Source organism: Variovorax sp. GW821-FHT06D12 (assembly GCF_059419205.1).
Window position 1 is genome coordinate 815,610 of record NZ_JBWKRI010000001.1, and the last position, 19,202, is coordinate 834,811.

The 19,202-nt window shown below is 66.6% G+C and carries 14 protein-coding genes; 6 read left to right on the top strand and 8 right to left on the bottom strand.

The genetic code is table 11. The features are described 5' to 3' along the window. Positions 1-46 precede the first annotated feature (46 nt). The 3 genes from AC07SQ_RS03850 to AC07SQ_RS03860 form a co-directional block, all read right to left on the bottom strand. Positions 47-1,960, bottom strand: a complete 1,914-nt coding sequence (locus AC07SQ_RS03850) for a propionate--CoA ligase (protein WP_495270692.1) — start codon at positions 1,958-1,960, stop codon at positions 47-49. A gap of 150 nt (positions 1,961-2,110) precedes the next feature. Beyond that, positions 2,111-2,716: an isochorismatase family protein gene (locus tag AC07SQ_RS03855; RefSeq protein WP_495270691.1), complete on the bottom strand. Its 606-nt coding sequence runs from the start codon at positions 2,714-2,716 to the stop codon at positions 2,111-2,113. A gap of 12 nt (positions 2,717-2,728) precedes the next feature. After that, entirely contained in the window at positions 2,729-3,415 is a 687-nt protein-coding gene (locus AC07SQ_RS03860; RefSeq protein ID WP_495270690.1) for a TetR/AcrR family transcriptional regulator, read from the bottom strand. 127 nt (positions 3,416-3,542) lie between these two features. On the opposite strand from AC07SQ_RS03860, the gene AC07SQ_RS03865 reads away from it, so the two are divergent. After that, complete coding sequence (locus AC07SQ_RS03865; RefSeq protein WP_495270689.1) at positions 3,543-5,168, top strand: 4-hydroxyphenylacetate 3-hydroxylase family protein; 1,626 nt, start codon at positions 3,543-3,545, stop codon at positions 5,166-5,168. A gap of 10 nt (positions 5,169-5,178) precedes the next feature. After that, on the top strand, positions 5,179-5,979 hold the full coding sequence (locus tag AC07SQ_RS03870; RefSeq protein ID WP_495270688.1) for an alpha/beta hydrolase: 801 nt from the start codon (positions 5,179-5,181) through the stop codon (positions 5,977-5,979). A gap of 4 nt (positions 5,980-5,983) precedes the next feature. On the opposite strand, the gene AC07SQ_RS03875 is transcribed toward AC07SQ_RS03870, so the two are convergent. Continuing rightward, entirely contained in the window at positions 5,984-7,036 is a 1,053-nt protein-coding gene (locus tag AC07SQ_RS03875) for a PQQ-dependent sugar dehydrogenase (protein ID WP_495270839.1), read from the bottom strand. A 322-nt stretch (positions 7,037-7,358) separates the two neighbouring features. On the opposite strand from AC07SQ_RS03875, the gene AC07SQ_RS03880 reads away from it, so the two are divergent. Then, positions 7,359-7,934: a C40 family peptidase gene (locus AC07SQ_RS03880; protein ID WP_489058409.1), complete on the top strand. Its 576-nt coding sequence runs from the start codon at positions 7,359-7,361 to the stop codon at positions 7,932-7,934. A gap of 88 nt (positions 7,935-8,022) precedes the next feature. On the opposite strand, the gene lpdA is transcribed toward AC07SQ_RS03880, so the two are convergent. Genes lpdA through aceE form a run of 4 tightly spaced genes read right to left on the bottom strand, consistent with a single transcriptional unit; the run spans position 8,023 to position 14,873 of the window. Then, a complete protein-coding gene (gene lpdA, locus AC07SQ_RS03885) occupies positions 8,023-9,846 on the bottom strand; it encodes a dihydrolipoyl dehydrogenase (protein WP_495270687.1) in 1,824 nt (607 codons plus the stop codon). Next, a complete protein-coding gene (locus AC07SQ_RS03890; protein WP_369629139.1) occupies positions 9,843-10,436 on the bottom strand; it encodes an Ntn hydrolase family protein in 594 nt (197 codons plus the stop codon). Before AC07SQ_RS03890 ends, lpdA begins: the two co-directional genes overlap by 4 nt. After that, on the bottom strand, positions 10,433-12,094 hold the full coding sequence (gene aceF, locus AC07SQ_RS03895; RefSeq protein ID WP_495270686.1) for a dihydrolipoyllysine-residue acetyltransferase: 1,662 nt from the start codon (positions 12,092-12,094) through the stop codon (positions 10,433-10,435). The genes AC07SQ_RS03890 and aceF overlap by 4 nt, the downstream gene beginning before the upstream one ends. Before the next feature lie 49 nt (positions 12,095-12,143). Further along, positions 12,144-14,873 carry a pyruvate dehydrogenase (acetyl-transferring), homodimeric type gene (gene aceE, locus AC07SQ_RS03900; RefSeq protein ID WP_062479935.1) on the bottom strand — a complete coding sequence of 910 codons (2,730 nt, stop codon included), beginning with the start codon at positions 14,871-14,873 and terminating at the stop codon, positions 12,144-12,146. 183 nt (positions 14,874-15,056) lie between these two features. Between aceE and AC07SQ_RS03905 the strand changes: the two genes are divergently transcribed. The 3 genes from AC07SQ_RS03905 to folD all read left to right on the top strand — a co-directional run bounded on the left by AC07SQ_RS03905 (position 15,057) and on the right by folD (position 19,161). Beyond that, positions 15,057-17,597, top strand: coding sequence for a PAS domain-containing sensor histidine kinase (locus tag AC07SQ_RS03905; protein WP_062479933.1), 2,541 nt, complete (start codon positions 15,057-15,059; stop codon positions 17,595-17,597). Then, positions 17,594-18,229: a response regulator transcription factor gene (locus AC07SQ_RS03910; RefSeq protein ID WP_056580071.1), complete on the top strand. Its 636-nt coding sequence runs from the start codon at positions 17,594-17,596 to the stop codon at positions 18,227-18,229. Before AC07SQ_RS03905 ends, AC07SQ_RS03910 begins: the two co-directional genes overlap by 4 nt. A gap of 80 nt (positions 18,230-18,309) precedes the next feature. Continuing rightward, positions 18,310-19,161 (top strand): bifunctional methylenetetrahydrofolate dehydrogenase/methenyltetrahydrofolate cyclohydrolase FolD, encoded by an 852-nt coding sequence (gene folD, locus AC07SQ_RS03915; protein ID WP_159276479.1) that lies wholly within the window; start codon positions 18,310-18,312, stop codon positions 19,159-19,161. Positions 19,162-19,202 lie beyond the last annotated feature (41 nt).

Sequence of the window (19,202 nt, forward strand, 5' to 3'; positions counted from 1 at the left end):
CGCGGCTGCGCAAGGCCCGCAACCCTACCCCGATTCGCGCCTGCGGTCAGGTGGCGGACAGTAACTGTTTGATCTGCTGCAGCGTGGCCGGATCGTCGATGGTGGTCAGGTCGCCCGGGTCGCGCTGCTCGCAGACGGCCTGGATCGCCCGGCGCAGCAGCTTGCCGCTGCGGGTCTTGGGCAGGCCGCTCACGAAGCGCACGCGCGCGGGCCGCGCCAGGGCGCCGAGCTGGTCGGCCACTACCTTCATGATCTCGCCCTCGAGCTTGAGGGCCGCGTCGGCATCGGTCACGGCCAGGCCGTCCTTCGGCACGACGAAGGCCATCGCCACCTGCCCCTTGAGCGTGTCGGCCACGCCGACCACCGCCACCTCGGCCACGTTGGCATGGCCCGAGATGCTCTCCTCGATCTCGCGCGTGCCCAACCGGTGGCCGGCGACGTTGATCACGTCATCGGTGCGGCCCAGGATATAAAAGTAGCCGTCGGCGTCGCGGATGCCCCAGTCGAAGGTCGAATAGACCATCTTGCCCGGCACGCTCTTCCAGTAGGTGTTGACGAAGCGGGCGTCGTCCTTCCACACGGTCTGCATGAAGCCGGGCGGCGTCGGGCCCTCGACCACGACCACGCCCTTCTCGTTCGCGCCGGTGAGCTCCTCGCCGGTCGACTCGTGCAGGATCTTGATGCGGTAGCCATACATCGGCACGCCGGGGCTGCCGAACTTGCTGGGCTTGGCTTCCACGCCGTTGGCGATGGTGATCATCGGCCAGCCCGATTCGGTCTGCCAGTAGTTGTCGATGATCGGCACGCCCAGGCCGTCGCTGATCCAGCGCGCGGTCGGCTCGTCGAGCGGTTCACCGGCCAGGAACAGCGCGCGCAAGGTCGACAGGTCGTACTTCTTGAGCAGCGCCGGGTCTTGTTTCTTGAGCACGCGCACCGCGGTGGGCGCGCTGAACATCACCGTCACCTTGTACTTCTCGACCAGGCGCCACCAGATGCCGCCGTCGGGCTGCTGGTCGAGGCCCTGCGTGGGCAGGCCCTCGTACATGATGGTGGCCATGCCCGCGATCAGCGGGCCGTAGACGATGTAGCTGTGGCCCACGACCCAGCCGATGTCACTGGTCGAGAAGTAGGTTTCGCCGGGCCGGCCGTCGAAGATGTGCTTCATGCTCGCGGCCAGCGCCACGGCGTAGCCGCCCACATCGCGCTGCACGCCCTTGGGCTTGCCGGTGGTGCCGCTCGTGTAGATGGTGTAGCTGATGTCGGTCGAGGCCAGCCAGGTGCAGGGCACCTGCGCATTCAGGTGCTTGTGTCTCAGCTCGCTCGCCAGATGGTCGCGGCCGGCCACCCGCGTCATCGGCGCCAGGCCGCGGTCGGTCAGCAGCACGGCCTCGGGCTTGTGCTTCGACAGGCGGATGGCTTCGTCGAGCAGCGGCTTGTACGCGATGACCTTGCCGCCGCGCGAACCCGCGTCGGCGCTCACGACCACCTTGGGTTCGGCGTCCTCGATGCGCGTGGCCAGCGAGCCGCTGGCGAAACCCCCGAACACCACGCAATGGATGGCGCCGATGCGCGCGCAGGCCAGCATCGCGAAGGCGGCCTCGGGAATCATCGGCATGTAGATGAGCACGCGATCGCCCTTGCCCACGCCCAGCTCGACGAGGCTGGCGGCGGTGCGCTGCACCTCGGCATGCAGTTCGGCGAAGCTGTAGCTTTTCTCGGTGCCCGTCTCGGTCGACACGAAGATCAGCGCCGGCTGGTCGCCCCGATCGGCCAGGTGCCGGTCGACGGCGTTGTGGCACAGGTTGGTGGTGCCGCCGACGAACCAGCGCGCGAACGGCGGCTGGCTGGCGTCGAGGATCTGCTGCGCGGGCGTGTGCCAGTCGATCAGCTTGGCCTGCTCGGCCCAGAAGGCCTCGGGCGCATCGACGGACTGGCGGTAGAACTCTTCATAGCGGCTCATCGGGATCTGTCTCCTGTTTTATGGATGCCGTTCCGGACTCGCGCCGAAACTGAATTCATAATTATGGGGACCGATCTTGCGGGAAGCTGACAGCCGCGGCAATCCGGGCGACCCCCTTGCCGGGCCGCCCCTCAACAGCAACTCAGTAGATCAGCGGATCAGCGCCTGCAGGTCGCGGAACGCCGGATGCTCGGCGGTGCGCAGCCACTCGAAGCCGACCATCTCGGTGGTCACGAGCTCCGCGCCGGCGCCGGCCAGGCGGTCGAAGGCCGCATCGCGGTTGCGCTCGGTGCGCGAGCTGCAGGCGTCGGTGACGACCCACACGTCGAACTCGTCCTCGAGCAGGTCGAGCGCGGTCTGCAGCAGGCAGACATGGGCTTCGCAACCGGCGATGACGATGGTGTTGCGCTCTTCGGCCGCGGCCGGGGGCTTCTGCAGGTGCTTGGGCAGGCTGCGGGCGTTGCCCTGCGGTGCCGCCTTGGCGGGCGGACGCAGCCATTCGCCGAGCCCCTCTTCCACGCCGCTGAAATGCATCTTGGCCAGCGTCTTGCGGCAGAAGGCGCGGATCTCGGGCAGGTTCTCGCCCAGCTTGGACGGGTTCTGCTCGGTGCCCCAGGCCGGCACGTCGACCCACTGCGCCATCTGGCCCAGGCGCGCCGCGTTGCGCGCCGCCGCCTCGCCTTCGAAGATCGCCGGCATCAGCCGCGCCTGGTAATCGACCAGGACGAGTTGGGATTGCGTGGCGTCGAGCAGCATGGACTTCTTCTTTCAGGTATCGGTTGAACTGGGCTGAACCGTACCACCGAAAAGCGCGGGTTTTGCACCGTCTTCCGCCGTTGCGGCAGGGGTCGATCGCTGCACCAGCTGCGCGAGGTAGGCCCTGAACAGCGCATCGGCCGACTGCCTGAACATGCGGATGCGTCCCGTGTGCTGCATCAGCAGCAGCCCGACGCCGTGCGCGAACAGCGCCGTGTTCTCCTGCTGAGCGAGGTCGGCATCGAGGCCCAGGGCGAGCAGTGCTTCTTCGCAGGGGCGCAGGGCGTCGTAGAGGCGGTCGTTCAGTTCGTGGTCGAGCGCATGCGTGAGCCCTCGAGGCCGCATGCCGTGCACCAGGTAGAAGCCGAGGTCGAGGTCGCGCGGGTTCGCCGCGTAGAAGTCGAACCAGGCCTGGGCCTTGGCGGCCAGGGTCTGGTCGGGCCGGACCTCGGACACCGCCACCTCGGCCACCGCGGCCTGCAGGCGCAGCAGCGACTCGTCGAGCAAGGCCGCGTAGATCGCCTCCTTGCTCTCGAAGTACGAATAGATGGCGCCCGGCGTGTAGCCGGCTTTCTTCGCGATTTCACGGATGCTCGCGCCCTCGATGCCCGCCTCGGCGAACACCGTTCGGGCGGCGTCGAGCACCAGGGCGCGGCGGGCGTCGGTGAGGGTCTGGCGGCGTTGGAGCTTGGCGTGCATGGGCGGGACTATAGCCCTCGACCTGGTCGCCGATCAATTTTTCGAACGTTGATCTAAAAATTGAACAGTGTTTAAATCTTTGTGCCAACGATCCCAAAATCCCCACGAGCCCCTGGAGACAACACGCATGAATGCCCCGCCTTCCGACGCCCTCCTCATGTCCGGCGCCGACTACCGTGAATCGCTGCGCCGCTACACGCCCACCGTGTTCGTCGACGGCCGCCGCGTCGCCAGCGTGGCCGACGAGCCGGCCTTCCAGCCCGGCATCAATGCCATCGCCCTCACCTACGACCACGCGCTCAAGTCCGAGTACGCGCCGCTCATGACCGCCCTGCAGCACACCAGCGGCAAGCGCGTGAACCGGCTCTCGCACATCAACACGAGTTCGGGCGACCTGCTCAACAAGCTCGAGGCCGTGCGGCTGGTGTGCCAGGAAACCGGCTGCGCCCAGCGCTACCTGACGCACGACGCGCTCAACGCCATCGCCCAAGTGTCGGCGCGCATCGACGACGCGCGCGGCAGCACCGAGCACACCGCGCGCTTCCACCATTACCTGCACCGCATCCAGGACCAGGACCTGACCCTGGGCGTCGCCATGACCGACGCCAAGGGCGACCGCAGCCGCCGGCCGCACGAGCAGGCGAACGTCGACAGCTACCTGCACGTGGTCGAGCGCAACGCGCGCGGCATCGTCATCTCGGGTACCAAGGCCATCGTGACCGGCGCGCCGTACGTGCACGAACTGCTGGTCATGCCCTGCCGGAACATGGCCAAGGAAGACGCCGACTTCGCCGTCTGCTGCGCCGTGCCGCTCGATGCGCCCGGGCTCACCATCGTCGCGCGGCCGGCCGGTCGGCCCGGCGAGAAGCTCGAGCACGGGGACGCCCTGTTCAGCCGCAAGTACGGCCAGAGCACCGGCGTGTGCATGTTCGACCGCGTGTTCGTGCCGTGGGAGCGCGTGTTCTACGCCGGCGAATGGGAGCACTCGGGCCACCTCACCTACAGCTACGCCACGCACCACCGCCACAGCTGCATCGCGGCCCGCGCCGGCTTCGGCGACCTGCTGATCGGCGCCGGTGCGCTGATGTGCGAGGCCAACGGCTTCGACCCCGGCAAGGAGAGCCACCTGCGCGAGCAGATGGTCGAGCTCATCACCATCACCGAGAGCTTCTTCGCCTGCGGCGTGGCGGCCAGCGTCTACGGCAAGGCCGACGACCACTGCGAGGTCTTCATGCCCGACCCGGTGTTCAGCAACATCGGCAAGCTGCTGCTGGCCACGAAGATCTACGACATGCACCGCATCGCGCACTACGTGAGCGGCGGCCTCATCGTCACCCTGCCCGGCCCGGACGAAGACCACAACCCCGAGACGGCGGCGCGGCTGTCCGACGTGCTGCGCGCCAACCCCGCCATTCCCTACGAACAGCGCATCGAGACGGCGCGCTTCATCGAAGACCTCACGGCCGGCTACCAGGGCGGCTGGTACAGCGTGATCAGCTTGCATGGCGGCGGCTCGCCGGCGGCGATGAAGCAGGAGATCTGGCGCAACTACCCGGTCGGCTCGAAGGTCGAGCTGGTCGAGCGGTTGCTCGAGCGCGGCATCGCGGCCGACGGCACGCCGGCCGCCGCGCCGCACGACCCGCGCCGCGCCATCACGAAGAACCGCCAGCCCGGCAAGTGCTGCGACACCGGCTGCACCGTGCCGGGACAGCCTGTGATGGTCGACCTGCCAATTCCGGTGTCGCGCACCTAGACTCCGGCGGATGCAGACCCTGTCGCTCCTGCGCCACCGCCTCGCCCTACTCCTCGGCGCCGCCTCGCTGCTGCTGCTCGCCGGCTGCGGCGGGTTGCGCACCGCCGAGGCACCGCTGGCCAGCACACTGGAAAAGAGCAGCTGCACCCGCAGCGCCGACACGCTGGTCGTGCTGCTGCCCGGCGCCTACTCGGCACCCGAGGAGTTCGTGCGCGAAGGCTTCATCGACGCACTGAACGAGAACCGGCTCGCGGTCGACACCCTGCGCGTCGATGCCCACATGGGCTACTACCGGAACAAGACCATCCTCGAGCGTCTGGAGCGGGAGGTGATCGCACCGGCGCGCCGCCAGGGCTACAAATCCATCTGGATCGCAGGCATCTCGGTCGGTGGTTTCGGCGGGCTGCTCTACGCCCAGACGCACCCCGGCGACCTTGCCGGCTTGGTCGTGCTGGCGCCCTACCTGGGCGAACGCGTGCTGAGCCAGGACATCGCCAACGCGGGCGGCCTGGCGCGCTGGCGCGGCCCGCTCGAAGCACCACCCGGCAGCGACCCACGCACGCCCAGCGACACGCAGCTGTGGCAATGGCTGCGCGGCTATGTCGGCCACACCCGCACCTTCGGCGACCGACCGCCGCTGTACCTGGGCTACGCGCTCGACGACCGCTTTGCGTTCAGCCACCGGTTGCTGGCTGGCGCATTGCCAGCGGAACGCGTCGTCACGACCGAGGGCGGGCACGACTGGCCCGAGTGGCGGCGGCTCTGGCGCCGCCTGCTGCCGACGCTGCCGCTGCCGGGCTGCCCCGGCTGATCCTTTAATTCGGCCGCAGGCGCAGCAGCTTGCCGTCGGACTCGTCGGTGAGCGCGTAGAGCAGACCGTCCGGCCCCTGCTTCACGTCCCGGATGCGGGCCCGGCCGTCGGCCAGCAGCTTGTGCTCGGCGACGACCTTGTCGTCCTTGAGCTCGATTCGGTCGAGATAGCCGAACTTCAGCGAGCCCACGAACAGGTTGCCCTTCCAGCCCGCGCCGTAGCGGTCGCTGGTGAGGAAGGCCATGCCCGAGGGCGCGATCGACGGCACCCAGTAATGCAGCGGCTGTTCCATGCCGTCCTTGCGGGTGATGCCCTCGCCGATCTTGCCGCCACCGTAGTTCTCGCCGTAGGTGATCACCGGCCAGCCGTGGTTGACGCCGGCGCGCGGGATGTTGACTTCGTCGCCGCCCTGCGGGCCGTGCTCGGTCATCCAGAAGCGACCATCGGGCGCAAGCGTCGCGCCCTGGCTGTTGCGATGGCCGTAGCTCCAGATCTCGGGCAGCGCACCCGGCTTGCCGACGAAGGGGTTGTCTTTCGGCACGCTGCCGTCCTTGGCGATGCGCACCACCTTGCCGTGGTGGTTGTCGAGCGTCTGCGCATCGTCCTTGCGGCTGAAGCGGTCGCCGAGCGTGAGGAACAGGTTGCCGTCACGGGCTTCGACGATGCGGCAGCCGAAGTGCGCGCGGCTCGCGACCTTCGGCTTCTGGCTGAAGATGACTTTCAGCGCCTCCAGCTTCGTGCCGTCGGCCGACAGGCGGGCGCGTGCGAGCGCGGTGCTGTTGGCCGATCCGCCGGAAGCCTCGGGTTCCGAATAGCAGAAGTACAGGGTGCGGTTCTGCGCGAAGCCGCTGTCGGCCAGCACGTCGAGCAGCCCGCCCTGCCCGCCCGCCGCGATGGGCGGCAGGCCCTGGATCGGCGCGCCCAGCTTGCCATCGGCCGCCACCAGCCGCAGGCGGCCGGGCTTCTCGGTGACCACGAAACGGCCCTCCGGCAGGAAGGCGACGCCCCAGGGGTTTTCAAGACCGGAAGCGACGGTTTCGGTACGCACCTGCGCCATGGCCGCGCCAGCCAGGCCACACCCCGCGAGCACCAAGAGGCTTCCCAGGGAGCGAAGAAAGGAGTGATTTCGCAAGTTCATGAAGATTTCCTGAATTTGAGGACACCTTGGCAACAAATGGAATGCACATGTCGACTTTTAAGACTTCGAAGTCATATCAGCCGAGGTGTTTACATTCGAATCCTTATGCCGCATAAACGTTCACCGTTACATTTTTTCTTCCGCCGGATCGAAAAAACACATGTAAATCAATGGTTTACGCACGCATTCAACAATTCAGATTAAATTGACATAACTGCGCGTCATCAATATCCTACGCGCCATGCGTTTTTTCGTCCTACCCGTATCCCTCCTGTTCGCCGTGGCCGTCCACGCCGCCCCCCCTCAACAGGATCGATCGGATGAGATGGACCGAATCCTTGCCGAACGCGGCCTGGTCGGCCAGTTCCATCAGGTTCGCCAGACCGTCGCAGAGCGCACGTCCGACCTCGTCGTGACCGCCATCGGTTTCCTCGGTGTCCCCTACCGCCGCGGCGGCAACACCGCCGAATCCGGTTTCGACTGCAGCGGCTTCGTCCGCGCCATGTACAACCAGACGGTGGGCCACGTGCTCCCGCGCCGCGCCGAAGAGCAAGCCGCTGCCACCGAGAAGATCGACCGCAGCCAGCTCAAGCCCGGCGACCTCGTGTTCTTCAACACCATGCGCCGCACCTTCAGCCATGTAGGCATCTACGTCGGCGAAGGCAAGTTCATCCACTCCCCCCGCTCCGGCGCCCAGGTCCGTGTCGAAGACATGAACGGCAGCTACTGGCAGCGTCGCTTCGACGGCGCCCGCCGCGTGCTCAGCGGCCAGGGCGACGAGGTCAAGGCTGCAGCCATGGCCAACGCCAGCGACTGATTCGACTCCCCCGAATCCAGGACGAAAAAAAATCCCGCCGCGGCGGGATTTTTTGTGGGCGCTCGACAGGCGCCGTAGCGCCTCCAGATCAGGCCGCCTTCTTCGCCGGCGGCAGGTCGGTACACGTCCCGTGCGCCACTTCCGCTGCCATGCCGATGCTTTCGCCCAGCGTCGGGTGCGGGTGGATGGTCTTGCCGATGTCGATCTCGTCCGCGCCCATCTCGATGGCCAGCGCGATCTCGCCGATCATGTCGCCGGCATGCGTGCCGACGATGCCGCCACCCAGGATGCGGTGGGTCTCGGCGTCGAACAGCAGCTTGGTGAAGCCTTCGTCGCGGCCGTTGGCGATGGCGCGGCCCGACGCAGTCCACGGGAAGTGGCCCTTCTTGACCTTGATGCCTTCGGCCTTGGCCTGGTCTTCCGTGAGGCCAACCCATGCCACCTCGGGGTCGGTGTAGGCCACGCTGGGGATCACGCGGGCGTTGAAGGCGGCGCTGGACAGCTCCTTGTCGCCCTTCTGCTCGCCGGCAATGACTTCAGCCGCCACGTGCGCCTCGTGCACCGCCTTGTGCGCCAGCATGGGCTGGCCCACGATGTCGCCGATCGCGAAGATGTGCGGCACGTTGGTGCGCATCTGGATGTCGACCGGAATGAAGCCGCGGTCGCTCACCGCGATGCCGGCCTTCTCGGCGCCGATCTTCTTGCCGTTCGGGCTGCGGCCCACGGCCTGCAGCACGAGGTCGTACACCTGCGGTTCCTTCGGCGCGTTCTCGCCCTCGAAGGTGACCTTGATGCCTTCTTTCGTGGCTTCGGCGCCGACCGTCTTGGTCTTGAGCATGATGTTGTCGAAGCGCGGCGCGTTCATCTTCTGCCAGACCTTCACGAGGTCGCGGTCGGCGCCCTGCATGAGGCCGTCGAGCATCTCGACCACATCGAGGCGCGCGCCCAGCGTCGAATACACGGTGCCCATCTCGAGGCCGATGATGCCGCCGCCCAGCACCAGCATGCGCTTGGGGTCGGTGCCCATTTCGAGCGCACCGGTCGAGTCGACCACGCGCGGGTCCTTCGGCATGAAGGGCAGGCTCACCGACTGCGAGCCGGCCGCGATGATCGCGTTGCGGAACTTGACGGTCTGCTTCTTGCCGGTGGTGTCCCAGCTCGTGCCCGACGTCTCTTCGACTTCCAGGTGGTACGGGTCGATGAAGTTGCCCACGCCGCGCAGCACGGTCACCTTACGCATCTTGGCCATGGCCGTGAGGCCGCCGGTGAGCTTGCCCACCACCTTGTTCTTGTGGCCGAGCAGCTTGGCGCGGTCGACCGTGGGCGCGGCGAAGCTCACGCCCAGGTCGGCGAAATGCTTCACCTCGTCCATGACGGAAGCCACGTGCAGCAGCGCCTTCGAAGGAATGCAGCCGACGTTCAGGCACACGCCGCCGAGGGTGGCGTAGCGTTCGATCAGCACGACCTTCAGGCCGAGGTCGGCCGCACGGAAGGCGGCCGAGTAGCCGCCGGGGCCGGCGCCCAGCACGACCACGTCGCACTCGACATCGACCTTGCCGCCGTAGCTGGACACCACCACGGACGCTGCCACGGCAGGGGCCGGTGCGGCCGCCTTGGGCGCAGGCGCAGCTGCCGCCGGTGCGGGTGCAGCAGCCGGCGCGGGCGCAGCGGCCCCGTCGACTTCGAGCGTCAGCACGACCGAGCCTTCCTTGACCTTGTCGCCCACCTTCACGGCCAGCGACTTCACCACGCCGGCGGCCGACGAGGGAATCTCCATCGAGGCCTTGTCCGATTCGACCGTGATGAGCGACTGCTCGGCCTTGACCGTGTCGCCGACGTTGACCAGCACCTCGATCACCGCGACTTCGTCGAAGTCGCCGATGTCCGGCACCTTGATGTGTTGTTCGCTCATTTGGACACTTTCAGTTTGAGTGTGAGAACGTCGGCCGGCAGGGCCGAATTGCGATCGAATTCGCAGGCGGCGGCGATGCCCGCCTCCGCCACGTCGCGCGCTGTGCGCGACTTGTTGTCATAGGCCGCGTGCATGGCGCCGAGCGCAAAGCTGCGTCCCGAGCCGATGGCCCAGTACTGCTTGAACTCGAACACCTCGCGGTAGCTGTAGATGCCGTAGATGCCGCTCGGGTTGGCCAGCAGCATGGTGAACTGGCTCGACTCGTAGGGCTCGTGCTCGTCTTCCTTGGTCTGCATGAAGAACGAGTCCTTCAGCACCGGATGCAGCAGCGTGAAGGTGTGGAACACCTCGTGCTTGCTGCCGAACTGCAGCGCCTCGCGCGGCTGGGCCGCCAGCGCATGCTGGAGCACCAGCTGGTGCGCGGCGGCGCCCGCCACCGCGAACAGACTCTGGCCCGCGGCATCCTCGACGGTGAAGATCTTCTGGTTCGCTTCGGCGTTGTGCGACATGCGCGTGTCACCGAAGGTCACCAGCGAATCGGCCGCCATCGTGACCTGGCCACCCTTTCGGACGGCCACAACCGTGGTCATAGCAGGATGCGACGGTAGTCCGCGAGCACCTGGCCCAGGTAGGCGTTGAAACGCGCAGCCAGAGCGCCATCGATCACGCGGTGGTCATACGACAGCGACAGCGGCAGCGTGAGACGCGGCACGAACTGCTTGCCGTCCCACACCGGCTTCATCTGGCCCTTGGAGAGGCCCAGGATGGCCACTTCGGGGGCGTTGATGATGGGCGTGAAGTGCGTGCCGCCGATGCCGCCGAGCGAGCTGATCGAGAAGCAGCCGCCCTGCATGTCGGCCGAGCCGAGCTTGCCGTCGCGCGCCTTCTTGGCGAGTTCGCCCATCTCGGCGCTGATCTGCAGGATGCCCTTCTTGTCGGCATCCTTCAGCACCGGCACCACGAGCCCGTTGGGCGTGTCGGCCGCGAAGCCGATGTTGTAGTACTGCTTGTAGACGAGCTGGTCGCCGTCCAGGCTGGTGTTGAAGTCGGGGAATTTCTTCAGCGCCGCGACCACCGCCTTGATCACGAAGGCGAGCATCGTGACCTTGATGCCCGACTTCTCGTTCTCCTTGTTGGTGGAGACGCGGAAGGCCTCGAGCTCGGTAATGTCGGCTTCGTCGTTGTTGGTGACGTGCGGGATCATCACCCAGTTGCGGTGCAGGTTCGCGCCGCTGAGCTTCTTGATGCGCGACAGGTCCTTGCGCTCGACAGTGCCGAACTTCGTGAAGTCGACCTTGGGCCACGGGATGAGGCCCAGCGCCGCGCCGTCGCCACCACCGCCGGCCGGCGCCTTGGCCGCCGAGGCCTTGGTGCTGGCCTGGCCGCTCATCACGGCCTTGGTGAAGTTCTGGACGTCTTCCTGCGTGATGCGGCCCTTGAGGCCGGAACCCTTGACCTCTTCGAGCGGCACGCCGAGTTCGCGTGCGAACTTGCGCACCGAGGGCGAGGCGTGCGGCAGGCTGCCGGTGGGAGCCGACGTCGGCTGGTGGGCCGGCGCGGCGGCTGCCGGTGCGGCGGCGGCCGGCGCAGGAGCGCTGGCGGTTGCGGCGGCGGGCGCGGCAGCTGCGGCCTGTGCCGGCGCGGGCGCCGATGCAGGTGCGGCAGCCCCTGCGGCGCCTTCGAGCACCGCGATCAGGTCGCCGATGTTGACGGTGTCGCCGACCTTGACCTTGAGTTCCTTCAACACGCCGGCGGCCGACGACGGGATTTCCATCGAGGCCTTGTCCGACTCCACCGTGATCAGCGACTGCTCGGCGGCGATGGTGTCACCCACCTTCACCAGCAGCTCGATGACCGCGACGTCCTTGAAGTCGCCGATGTCCGGCACCTTGACGTCGACCGGGCCCGAAGCAACCGGTGCGGCTGCGGCGGGCGCAGGCGCTGCAGCAACCGGAGCGGGTGCCGCGGCAGCAGGCGCAGCGGCCGGCGCCGGGGCGGCGGCAGCCGCGCCCTCGGCCTCGACCACCAGCACCACCGAGCCTTCCTTGACCTTGTCGCCCACGGCGACCTTGATTTCCTTGACCACACCGGCCGTGGACGACGGGATTTCCATCGACGCCTTGTCCGATTCGACCGTGATGAGCGACTGTTCGGCCTTGACCGTGTCGCCCACCTTCACGAGCACCTCGATCACCGCGACTTCATCGAAATCGCCGATGTCCGGCACCTTCACTTCCACTGCTGCCATATCGTTGTCTCCCGCCGTCAGGCGCCGTTCGTTCGTTGGTTGTTGATGTTCAAGCGTAAAGCGGGTTGACCTTGTCGACATTGATGCCGTACTTCTTGATCGCTTCCACCACCTTGGCCACCGGCACGGTGCCATCTTCGCTCAGCGCCTTGAGCGCGGCCACGACGATGTAGTGACGATTGATCTCAAAGTGTTCGCGCAGCTTGGCGCGGAAGTCGCTGCGACCGAAACCGTCGGTGCCCAGCACCTTGTAGTTGCGGCCCTTGGGCACGAAGGGGCGGATCTGCTCGGCGTAGGCCTTCATGTAGTCGGTCGACGCGATCACCGGGCCGGTCGATGCACCGAGCTGCTCGGCCACGAAGGGCACGCGCGGTGTCTGGTCGGGGTGCAGCAGGTTCCAGCGGTCGGCGTCCTGGCCGTCGCGGGTCAGCTCGTTGAAGCTCGGGCAGCTCCACACCGAAGCCGACACGCCCCACTCCTTCTCGAGCAGTTCTTGCGCGGCGAAGCTCTCGCGCAGGATGGTGCCGCTGCCCAGCAGTTGCACGGTCGGTGCTTCCTTGGCGCCCTTGGCGGCCTTGACCACCGGGCCCTGCTTGGACAGGTACATGCCCTTGATGATCTGCTCTTCGGTGCCGGGCTGCAGGCCGGGCATCGCGTAGTTTTCGTTCAGCAGCGTCAAGTAGTAGTAGACGTTGTCCTGCTTCTCGACCATGCGCTTCAAGCCGTGGTGCAGGATCACGCCGACTTCGTGCGCGAAGGTCGGGTCGTAGCTCACGCAGTTCGGGATGGTGTTGGCCAGGATGTGGCTGTGACCGTCTTCGTGCTGCAGGCCTTCGCCGTTCAGCGTGGTGCGTCCCGAGGTGCCGCCCAGCAGGAATCCGCGGGCCTGCATGTCGCCAGCCGCCCAGGCCAGGTCGCCGATGCGCTGGAAGCCGAACATCGAGTAGTACACGTAGAACGGCACCATGATGCGGTTGTTCGTGCTGTACGACGTGGCCGCCGCGATCCAGCTGGACATGCCGCCGGCTTCGTTGATGCCCTCTTGCAGGATCTGGCCGGCCTTGTCTTCCTTGTAGTACATGACCTGGTCCTTGTCGACCGGGGTGTACTGCTGACCGTGCGGGTTGTAGATGCCGATCTGGCGGAACAGGCCTTCCATGCCGAAGGTGCGGGCCTCGTCCACCAGGATGGGCACGACGCGCGGGCCCAGGGCCTTGTCGCGCAGCAGCTGCGTGAGGAAGCGCACGTAGGCTTGCGTGGTCGAGATCTCGCGGCCTTCGGCCGTGGGCTCCATCACCGCCTTGAAGGTGTCGAGCGAGGGCACCGTGAAGCTCTCGTCGGCCTTGACGCGGCGGTGCGGCAGGTAGCCGCCCAGGGCCTTGCGGCGCTCGTGCAGGTAGCGCATTTCCGGCGTGTCGTCGGCCGGCTTGTAGAACGGCAGCTCGGCGATCTGGCTGTCGGGAATCGGGATGTTGAAGCGGTCGCGGAAGGCCTTGATGTCCTCGTCGCCGAGCTTCTTGGTCTGGTGGACCGTGTTCTTGCCTTCGCCGATCTTGCCCATGCCGAAGCCCTTGACGGTCTTGACGAGCAGCACCGAGGGCTGGCCCTTGTGGTTCTGGGCGGCGTGGAAGGCGGCGTAGACCTTCTGCGAGTCGTGACCGCCGCGCTGCAGGTTCCAGACCTCGTCGTCGGTCAGGTGCTCGACCATCTTCAGCGTGCGCGGGTCGCGACCGAAGAAGTTCTTGCGCACATAGGCGCCGTCGTTGGCCTTGAACGACTGGTAGTCGCCGTCGTTGCACTCCATCATGATCTTGCGCAGCGCGCCGTCATGGTCCTTCTCGAGCAGGGCGTCCCAGCCCTTGCCCCAGATCAGCTTGATGACGTTCCAGTTGGCGCCGCGGAACTCGCCTTCGAGCTCCTGGATGATCTTGCCGTTGCCGCGCACCGGGCCGTCCAGGCGCTGCAGGTTGCAGTTGATGACGAAGATCAGGTTGTCGAGGTTCTCGCGCGCGGCCAGGCCGATGGCGCCCAGCGATTCGACTTCGTCCATTTCGCCGTCGCCGCAGAACACCCAGACCTTGCGGTTCTCTGTGTTGGCGATGCCGCGGGCGTGCAGGTACTTCAGGAAGCGCGCCTGGTAGATCGCCATCAGCGGGCCCAGGCCCATCGACACCGTGGGGAACTGCCAGAACTCGGGCATCAGCTTGGGGTGCGGGTAGCTCGACAGGCCCTTGCCGTCCACTTCCTGGCGGAAGTTGAGCAGCTGGTCTTCGGAGAGGCGGCCTTCGAGGTAGGCGCGGGCATAGATGCCGGGCGACACGTGGCCCTGGATGTACAGCAGGTCGCCGCCGTGGTTTTCGCTCTCGGCGTGCCAGAAGTGGTTGAAGCCGGCGCCGAACATGCTGGCCAGCGAGGCGAAGGAGCCGATGTGGCCGCCCAGGTCACCGCCTTCGGGCGGGTGGATGCGGTTGGCCTTGACCACCATGGCCATGGCGTTCCAGCGCATGTAGGCGCGCAGGCGCTGTTCGATCTCGAGGTTGCCGGGGCTGCGGGCTTCCACGCCCGGCTCGATGGTGTTCACGTAGCCGGTGTTGGCCGAGAACGGCATGTCGACGCTGTTCTGGCGCGCATGTTCGAGCAGTTGTTCGAGCAGGAAGTGCGCCCGCTCGGGCCCTTCGCTCTGGATGACGGAAGACAGTGCATCCATCCATTCACGCGTCTCCTGGGCGTCCGCATCGTTTGCGGCCGAGCCGAACAGGTTCTCGGGATTTGCCGACATGCTTGTCTCTCCTTTTAGGGCTGTGGCTGTAATTTAGTGCGCTGGGCACCGAGCGCGCCGGAGTTTCGCATAGAAGTTTCCCTATTTCAAATAGTGCTTGTTGATTTCTTATTATGAAATACCAAGGAGGCACGTCCTCGGCAGGGCCTCTTGCCCGGGAGGGCCATCACCTAAACTCCGCCCATGCCCCTTTCCTCCCCGCTCGCGGTCGCCCGCAGTGCCGTCAAAGCCTCGCCGCTGTCCTGGTGGCGCACGTGGTGGCGCAAGCAGACACCCGTGCTGCAGGACGCCGTCGCAATGCTCGCGCCGATGGCGGCCGTGCTGCTGTTTCTCGCGGCCATCGTGTCGGCGTTCTGGTACCTGCGCTCCGAAGAAGTCGAGCGTGAGCAGGAGTCGGTGCGGCGCGATGTCGAGTACGCGCAACAGCGCATGCGCCTGCGTTTGCTGGAGCGGCAGGAACAGCTGATGCGCATCGCGCGCGACGCCTCCAACCGCGAGATCGATCCGGTCGAGTTCACGAGCCGCGCCGAGTCGCTGGTGAGCCAGTTCCCCGAGCTGCAGACCATCAGCTGGATCGACGACCGCCGCCGCTTCAAGGCCGGCTATGCCGCGCCCAGCGTGCATCCGGCGCAACAGCACCTGATCGGCGACGTGCTGCGTCCCGGCGACATCGAAAGCAACTACGCATTGGCGCGCGAGCTGCGCCAGCCGGTGTACTCGCAGCCCGTGGCCGGCGGCGAACCAGCCGCGATGCTGCAGCTTCACATCCCGCTGTTCGACCAGGGCCTGTTCGCGGGCGTCGTGCTCGGCGAGTTCTCCATCGACGGCCTGCTGCGCTACGGCATGCCTTCCGAGGTGCAGGCGCGCTATGCCGTCTCGCTGCTCGACGCCAAGGGCAACGTCATCGCCGGCAACACCACGCCGCTGAAGAACAGCGGCACCCGCCTGCTGCCCTGGACCGAAGCCACCAACGAATACGAAGTGCCGGTGTCGCCCGTAGGCAATGCGCTGATGCTGCGCGCGCAGGCCTACCGCACCTCGCAGGGCGTGGTGGGCAACGGCCTCTTCTGGCTCGTGTGCGCGCTCAGCGTGATGACCAGCTGGATGCTGATCGGCACCTGGCGCCACACGCGGCGACGCCTGCAGGCGCAGCAGCGGCTGGTCGCCGAGACCAACTTCCGCCGCGCGATGGAAAACTCCATGCTGACCGGCATGCGCGTACTCGACCTGCAAGGCCGCATCACCTACGTGAACGCCGCGTTCTGCGCCATGACGGGCTGGAGTGAAGACGAACTGGTCGGCCAGACGCCGCCCTTCCCCTACTGGCTCGAATCCGACCGCGAGGTGATGAACGAGCGCCTCGAAGAAGAACTGCACGGTCGCGCCCTGCCCGGCGGCTTCCAGGTGCGCGTGAAGCGCAAGAACGGCAGCGTGTTCAACGCCCGCCTGTACGTGTCGCCGCTGATCGATGCGCGCGGCCACCAGACCGGCTGGATGACGTCGATGACCGACATCACCGAGCCGACGCGCATCCGCGAGCAGCTGTCCGCCTCGTACGAACGCTTCACCACCGTGCTCGAAGCACTCGACGCCGCCGTGTCGGTGGCGCCCATCGGCAGCGAAGAACTGCTGTTCGCCAACAAGCTGTACCGCCTGTGGTTCGGCTCCGATACCGTGGGCCACCTGGGCATGGTGGCGCAGGCCGGCGTGCCGCCGTCGAACGCGCACGACGAAGGCCTGGACGACGTCGACCCCTACGCCGGCCTGCCGATTGACACGCTCACCGCCGCCCAGACCGCGAACAACGAGATCTTCGTGCCGCACCTGGGCAAGTGGCTCGAGGTGCGCTCGCGCTACCTGACCTGGGTCGACGGCCGCCTGGCGCAGCTGGTGATCGCCACCGACATCACGCCGCGCCGCGACGCCGAAGAGCAGGCCGCCGCGCAGGCCGACAAGGCCCAGGCCGCGAGCCGCCTGATCACCATGGGCGAAATGGCCTCCAGCGTGGCGCACGAACTCAACCAGCCGCTCACAGCCATCGCCAACTACTGCAACGGGATGATGTCGCGCATCAAGGGCCAGACGATCGACAACGACGCCCTGCTCGCCGCGCTCGAGAAAACCTCGAAGCAGGCGCAGCGCGCGGGCCAGATCATCCAGCGCATCCGCTCCTTCGTGAAGCGCAGCGAGCCCAACCGCACTCCGGCCGACGTCGCCACCATGGTGAGCGAGGCGGTCGAACTCGCGGGCATCGAGCTGCGCCGGCGCAACGTGCGCCTGAACCACTACGTGGCCGCGCGGCTGCCGGTGGTGCGCGTCGACCCGATCCTCATCGAGCAGGTGATGGTCAATCTGCTGAAGAACGCGGCCGAATCCATCGACATCGCCGACCGCCCGCTGGCGCGCCGCAGCGTCGAGTTGCGCGTACTGCCCAAGGTGATCGAGGGGCACAATGCCATCGAGTTCTCGGTGCAGGACACGGGCAAGGGCCTCTCGCCCGAGGTCATGGACCGGCTCTACGAGGCCTTCTTCTCCACCAAGCCCGAGGGCATGGGCATCGGGCTCAACCTGTGCCGCACCATCGTCGAGTCGCACCGCGGCCGGATGCAGGCGGAGAACATCTACAATGGCCCGGATGTGATCGGATGCCGTTTTTCCTTCTGGATTCCGGTGTTGGACGCTATCAGTTCCGTAGCAAGCGACGAGGCAAAGGTACCTGCATGAGTTTGATTCCGAAGAAGGGCACGGTCTATGTCGTCGATGACGACGAAGCCGTACGCGATTCGCTGCAATGGCTGCTCGAAGGCAAGGACTACAGAGTCCGCTGTTTCGAGTCCGCCGAATCCTTTCTCTCCCGATACGACCCGCGCGAAGTCGCCTGTCTGATCGTCGATATCCGCATGGCCGGCATGACCGGCCTCGAATTGCAGGATCGGCTGATCGAACGGCGTTCTCCGTTGCCGATCGTGGTCATCACCGGCCACGGCGACGTGCCGATGGCGGTCGACAGCATGAAGAAGGGCGCGATGGATTTCATCCAGAAGCCCTTCAACGACGAAGAGCTGGTGTCGCTGGTCGAGCGCATGCTCGAACACGCACGCGGCGCCTTCACGCAGCACCAGCAGTCGGCCAGCCGCGACGCGCTGCTGTCCAAGCTCACCGGCCGCGAGGCGCAGGTGCTCGAGCGCATCGTCGCCGGCCGCCTGAACAAGCAGATCGCCGACGACCTGGGCATCAGCATCAAGACGGTGGAGGCGCACCGCGCCAACATCATGGAAAAGCTCAACGCCAACACCGTGGCCGATCTGCTCAAGATCGCGCTCGGGCAAGCGGCCCCAGCCGCCAAGGCCTCCTGAGCTGCAGCTATCCCTGCGATAGCCACGCACCTTCCCCACGCCTGCGCAAGCGGGCGTTTTTACTTGGAAAATCAAAACCGATGACCGCCCAACTGATCGACGGCAACGCCCTCGCCAAAACCATCCGCGCCGAGGTGTCCGGCCGCACCGCTGCGCTGAAGGCCCGCGGCGTGAACCCGGCCCTGTCCATCATCCTGGTGGGCAGCGATCCGGCGAGCCAGGTCTATACCAAGCACAAGGTCAACGACAGCACCGAGACCGGCCTCTCGGCCACCCTCGAGACCTATCCCGCCGACCTGAGCGAGGCCGACCTGCTGGCGCGCATCCGCGCCCTCAACGACGACCCGAAGGTGCACGGCATCCTCGTTCAGTTGCCGTTGCCCAAGCACATGGACAGCCAGAAGGTCATCGAGACCATCTCGCCCGCCAAGGACGTCGACGGCTTCCACGTGGCCAGCGCCGGCGCGCTGATGACCGGTGCCCCGGGCTTCTGGCCCTGCACGCCGCACGGTTGCATGAAGATGCTCGAATCGATCGGCTACGACCTGCGCGGCAAGCACGCCGTGGTCATCGGCCGCAGCAACATCGTCGGCAAGCCGATGGCCATGATGCTGCTCGCCAAGAGCGCCACCGTGACCATCTGCCACAGCGCCACCCAGGACCTGGGTGCGATCACGCGCCAGGCCGACGTGATCGTCGCCGCCGTCGGCAAGCTGGACCTGCTGACCGCCGACATGGTGAAGCCCGGCGCCGTCGTCATCGACGTGGGCATGAACCGCAAGGCGGACGGCAAGCTGGCCGGCGACGTCGATTTCGACGGCGTGAAGGAAGTGGCCGGCTGGATCACCCCCGTGCCCGGCGGCGTCGGCCCCATGACGCGCGCCATGCTTCTGGTCAACACCCTTGAAGCGGCCGAACGCGCCGCAAGATAAGAACCACCCCGTTGTTGGCTCACTGCGTGTAGCCGCCTCCC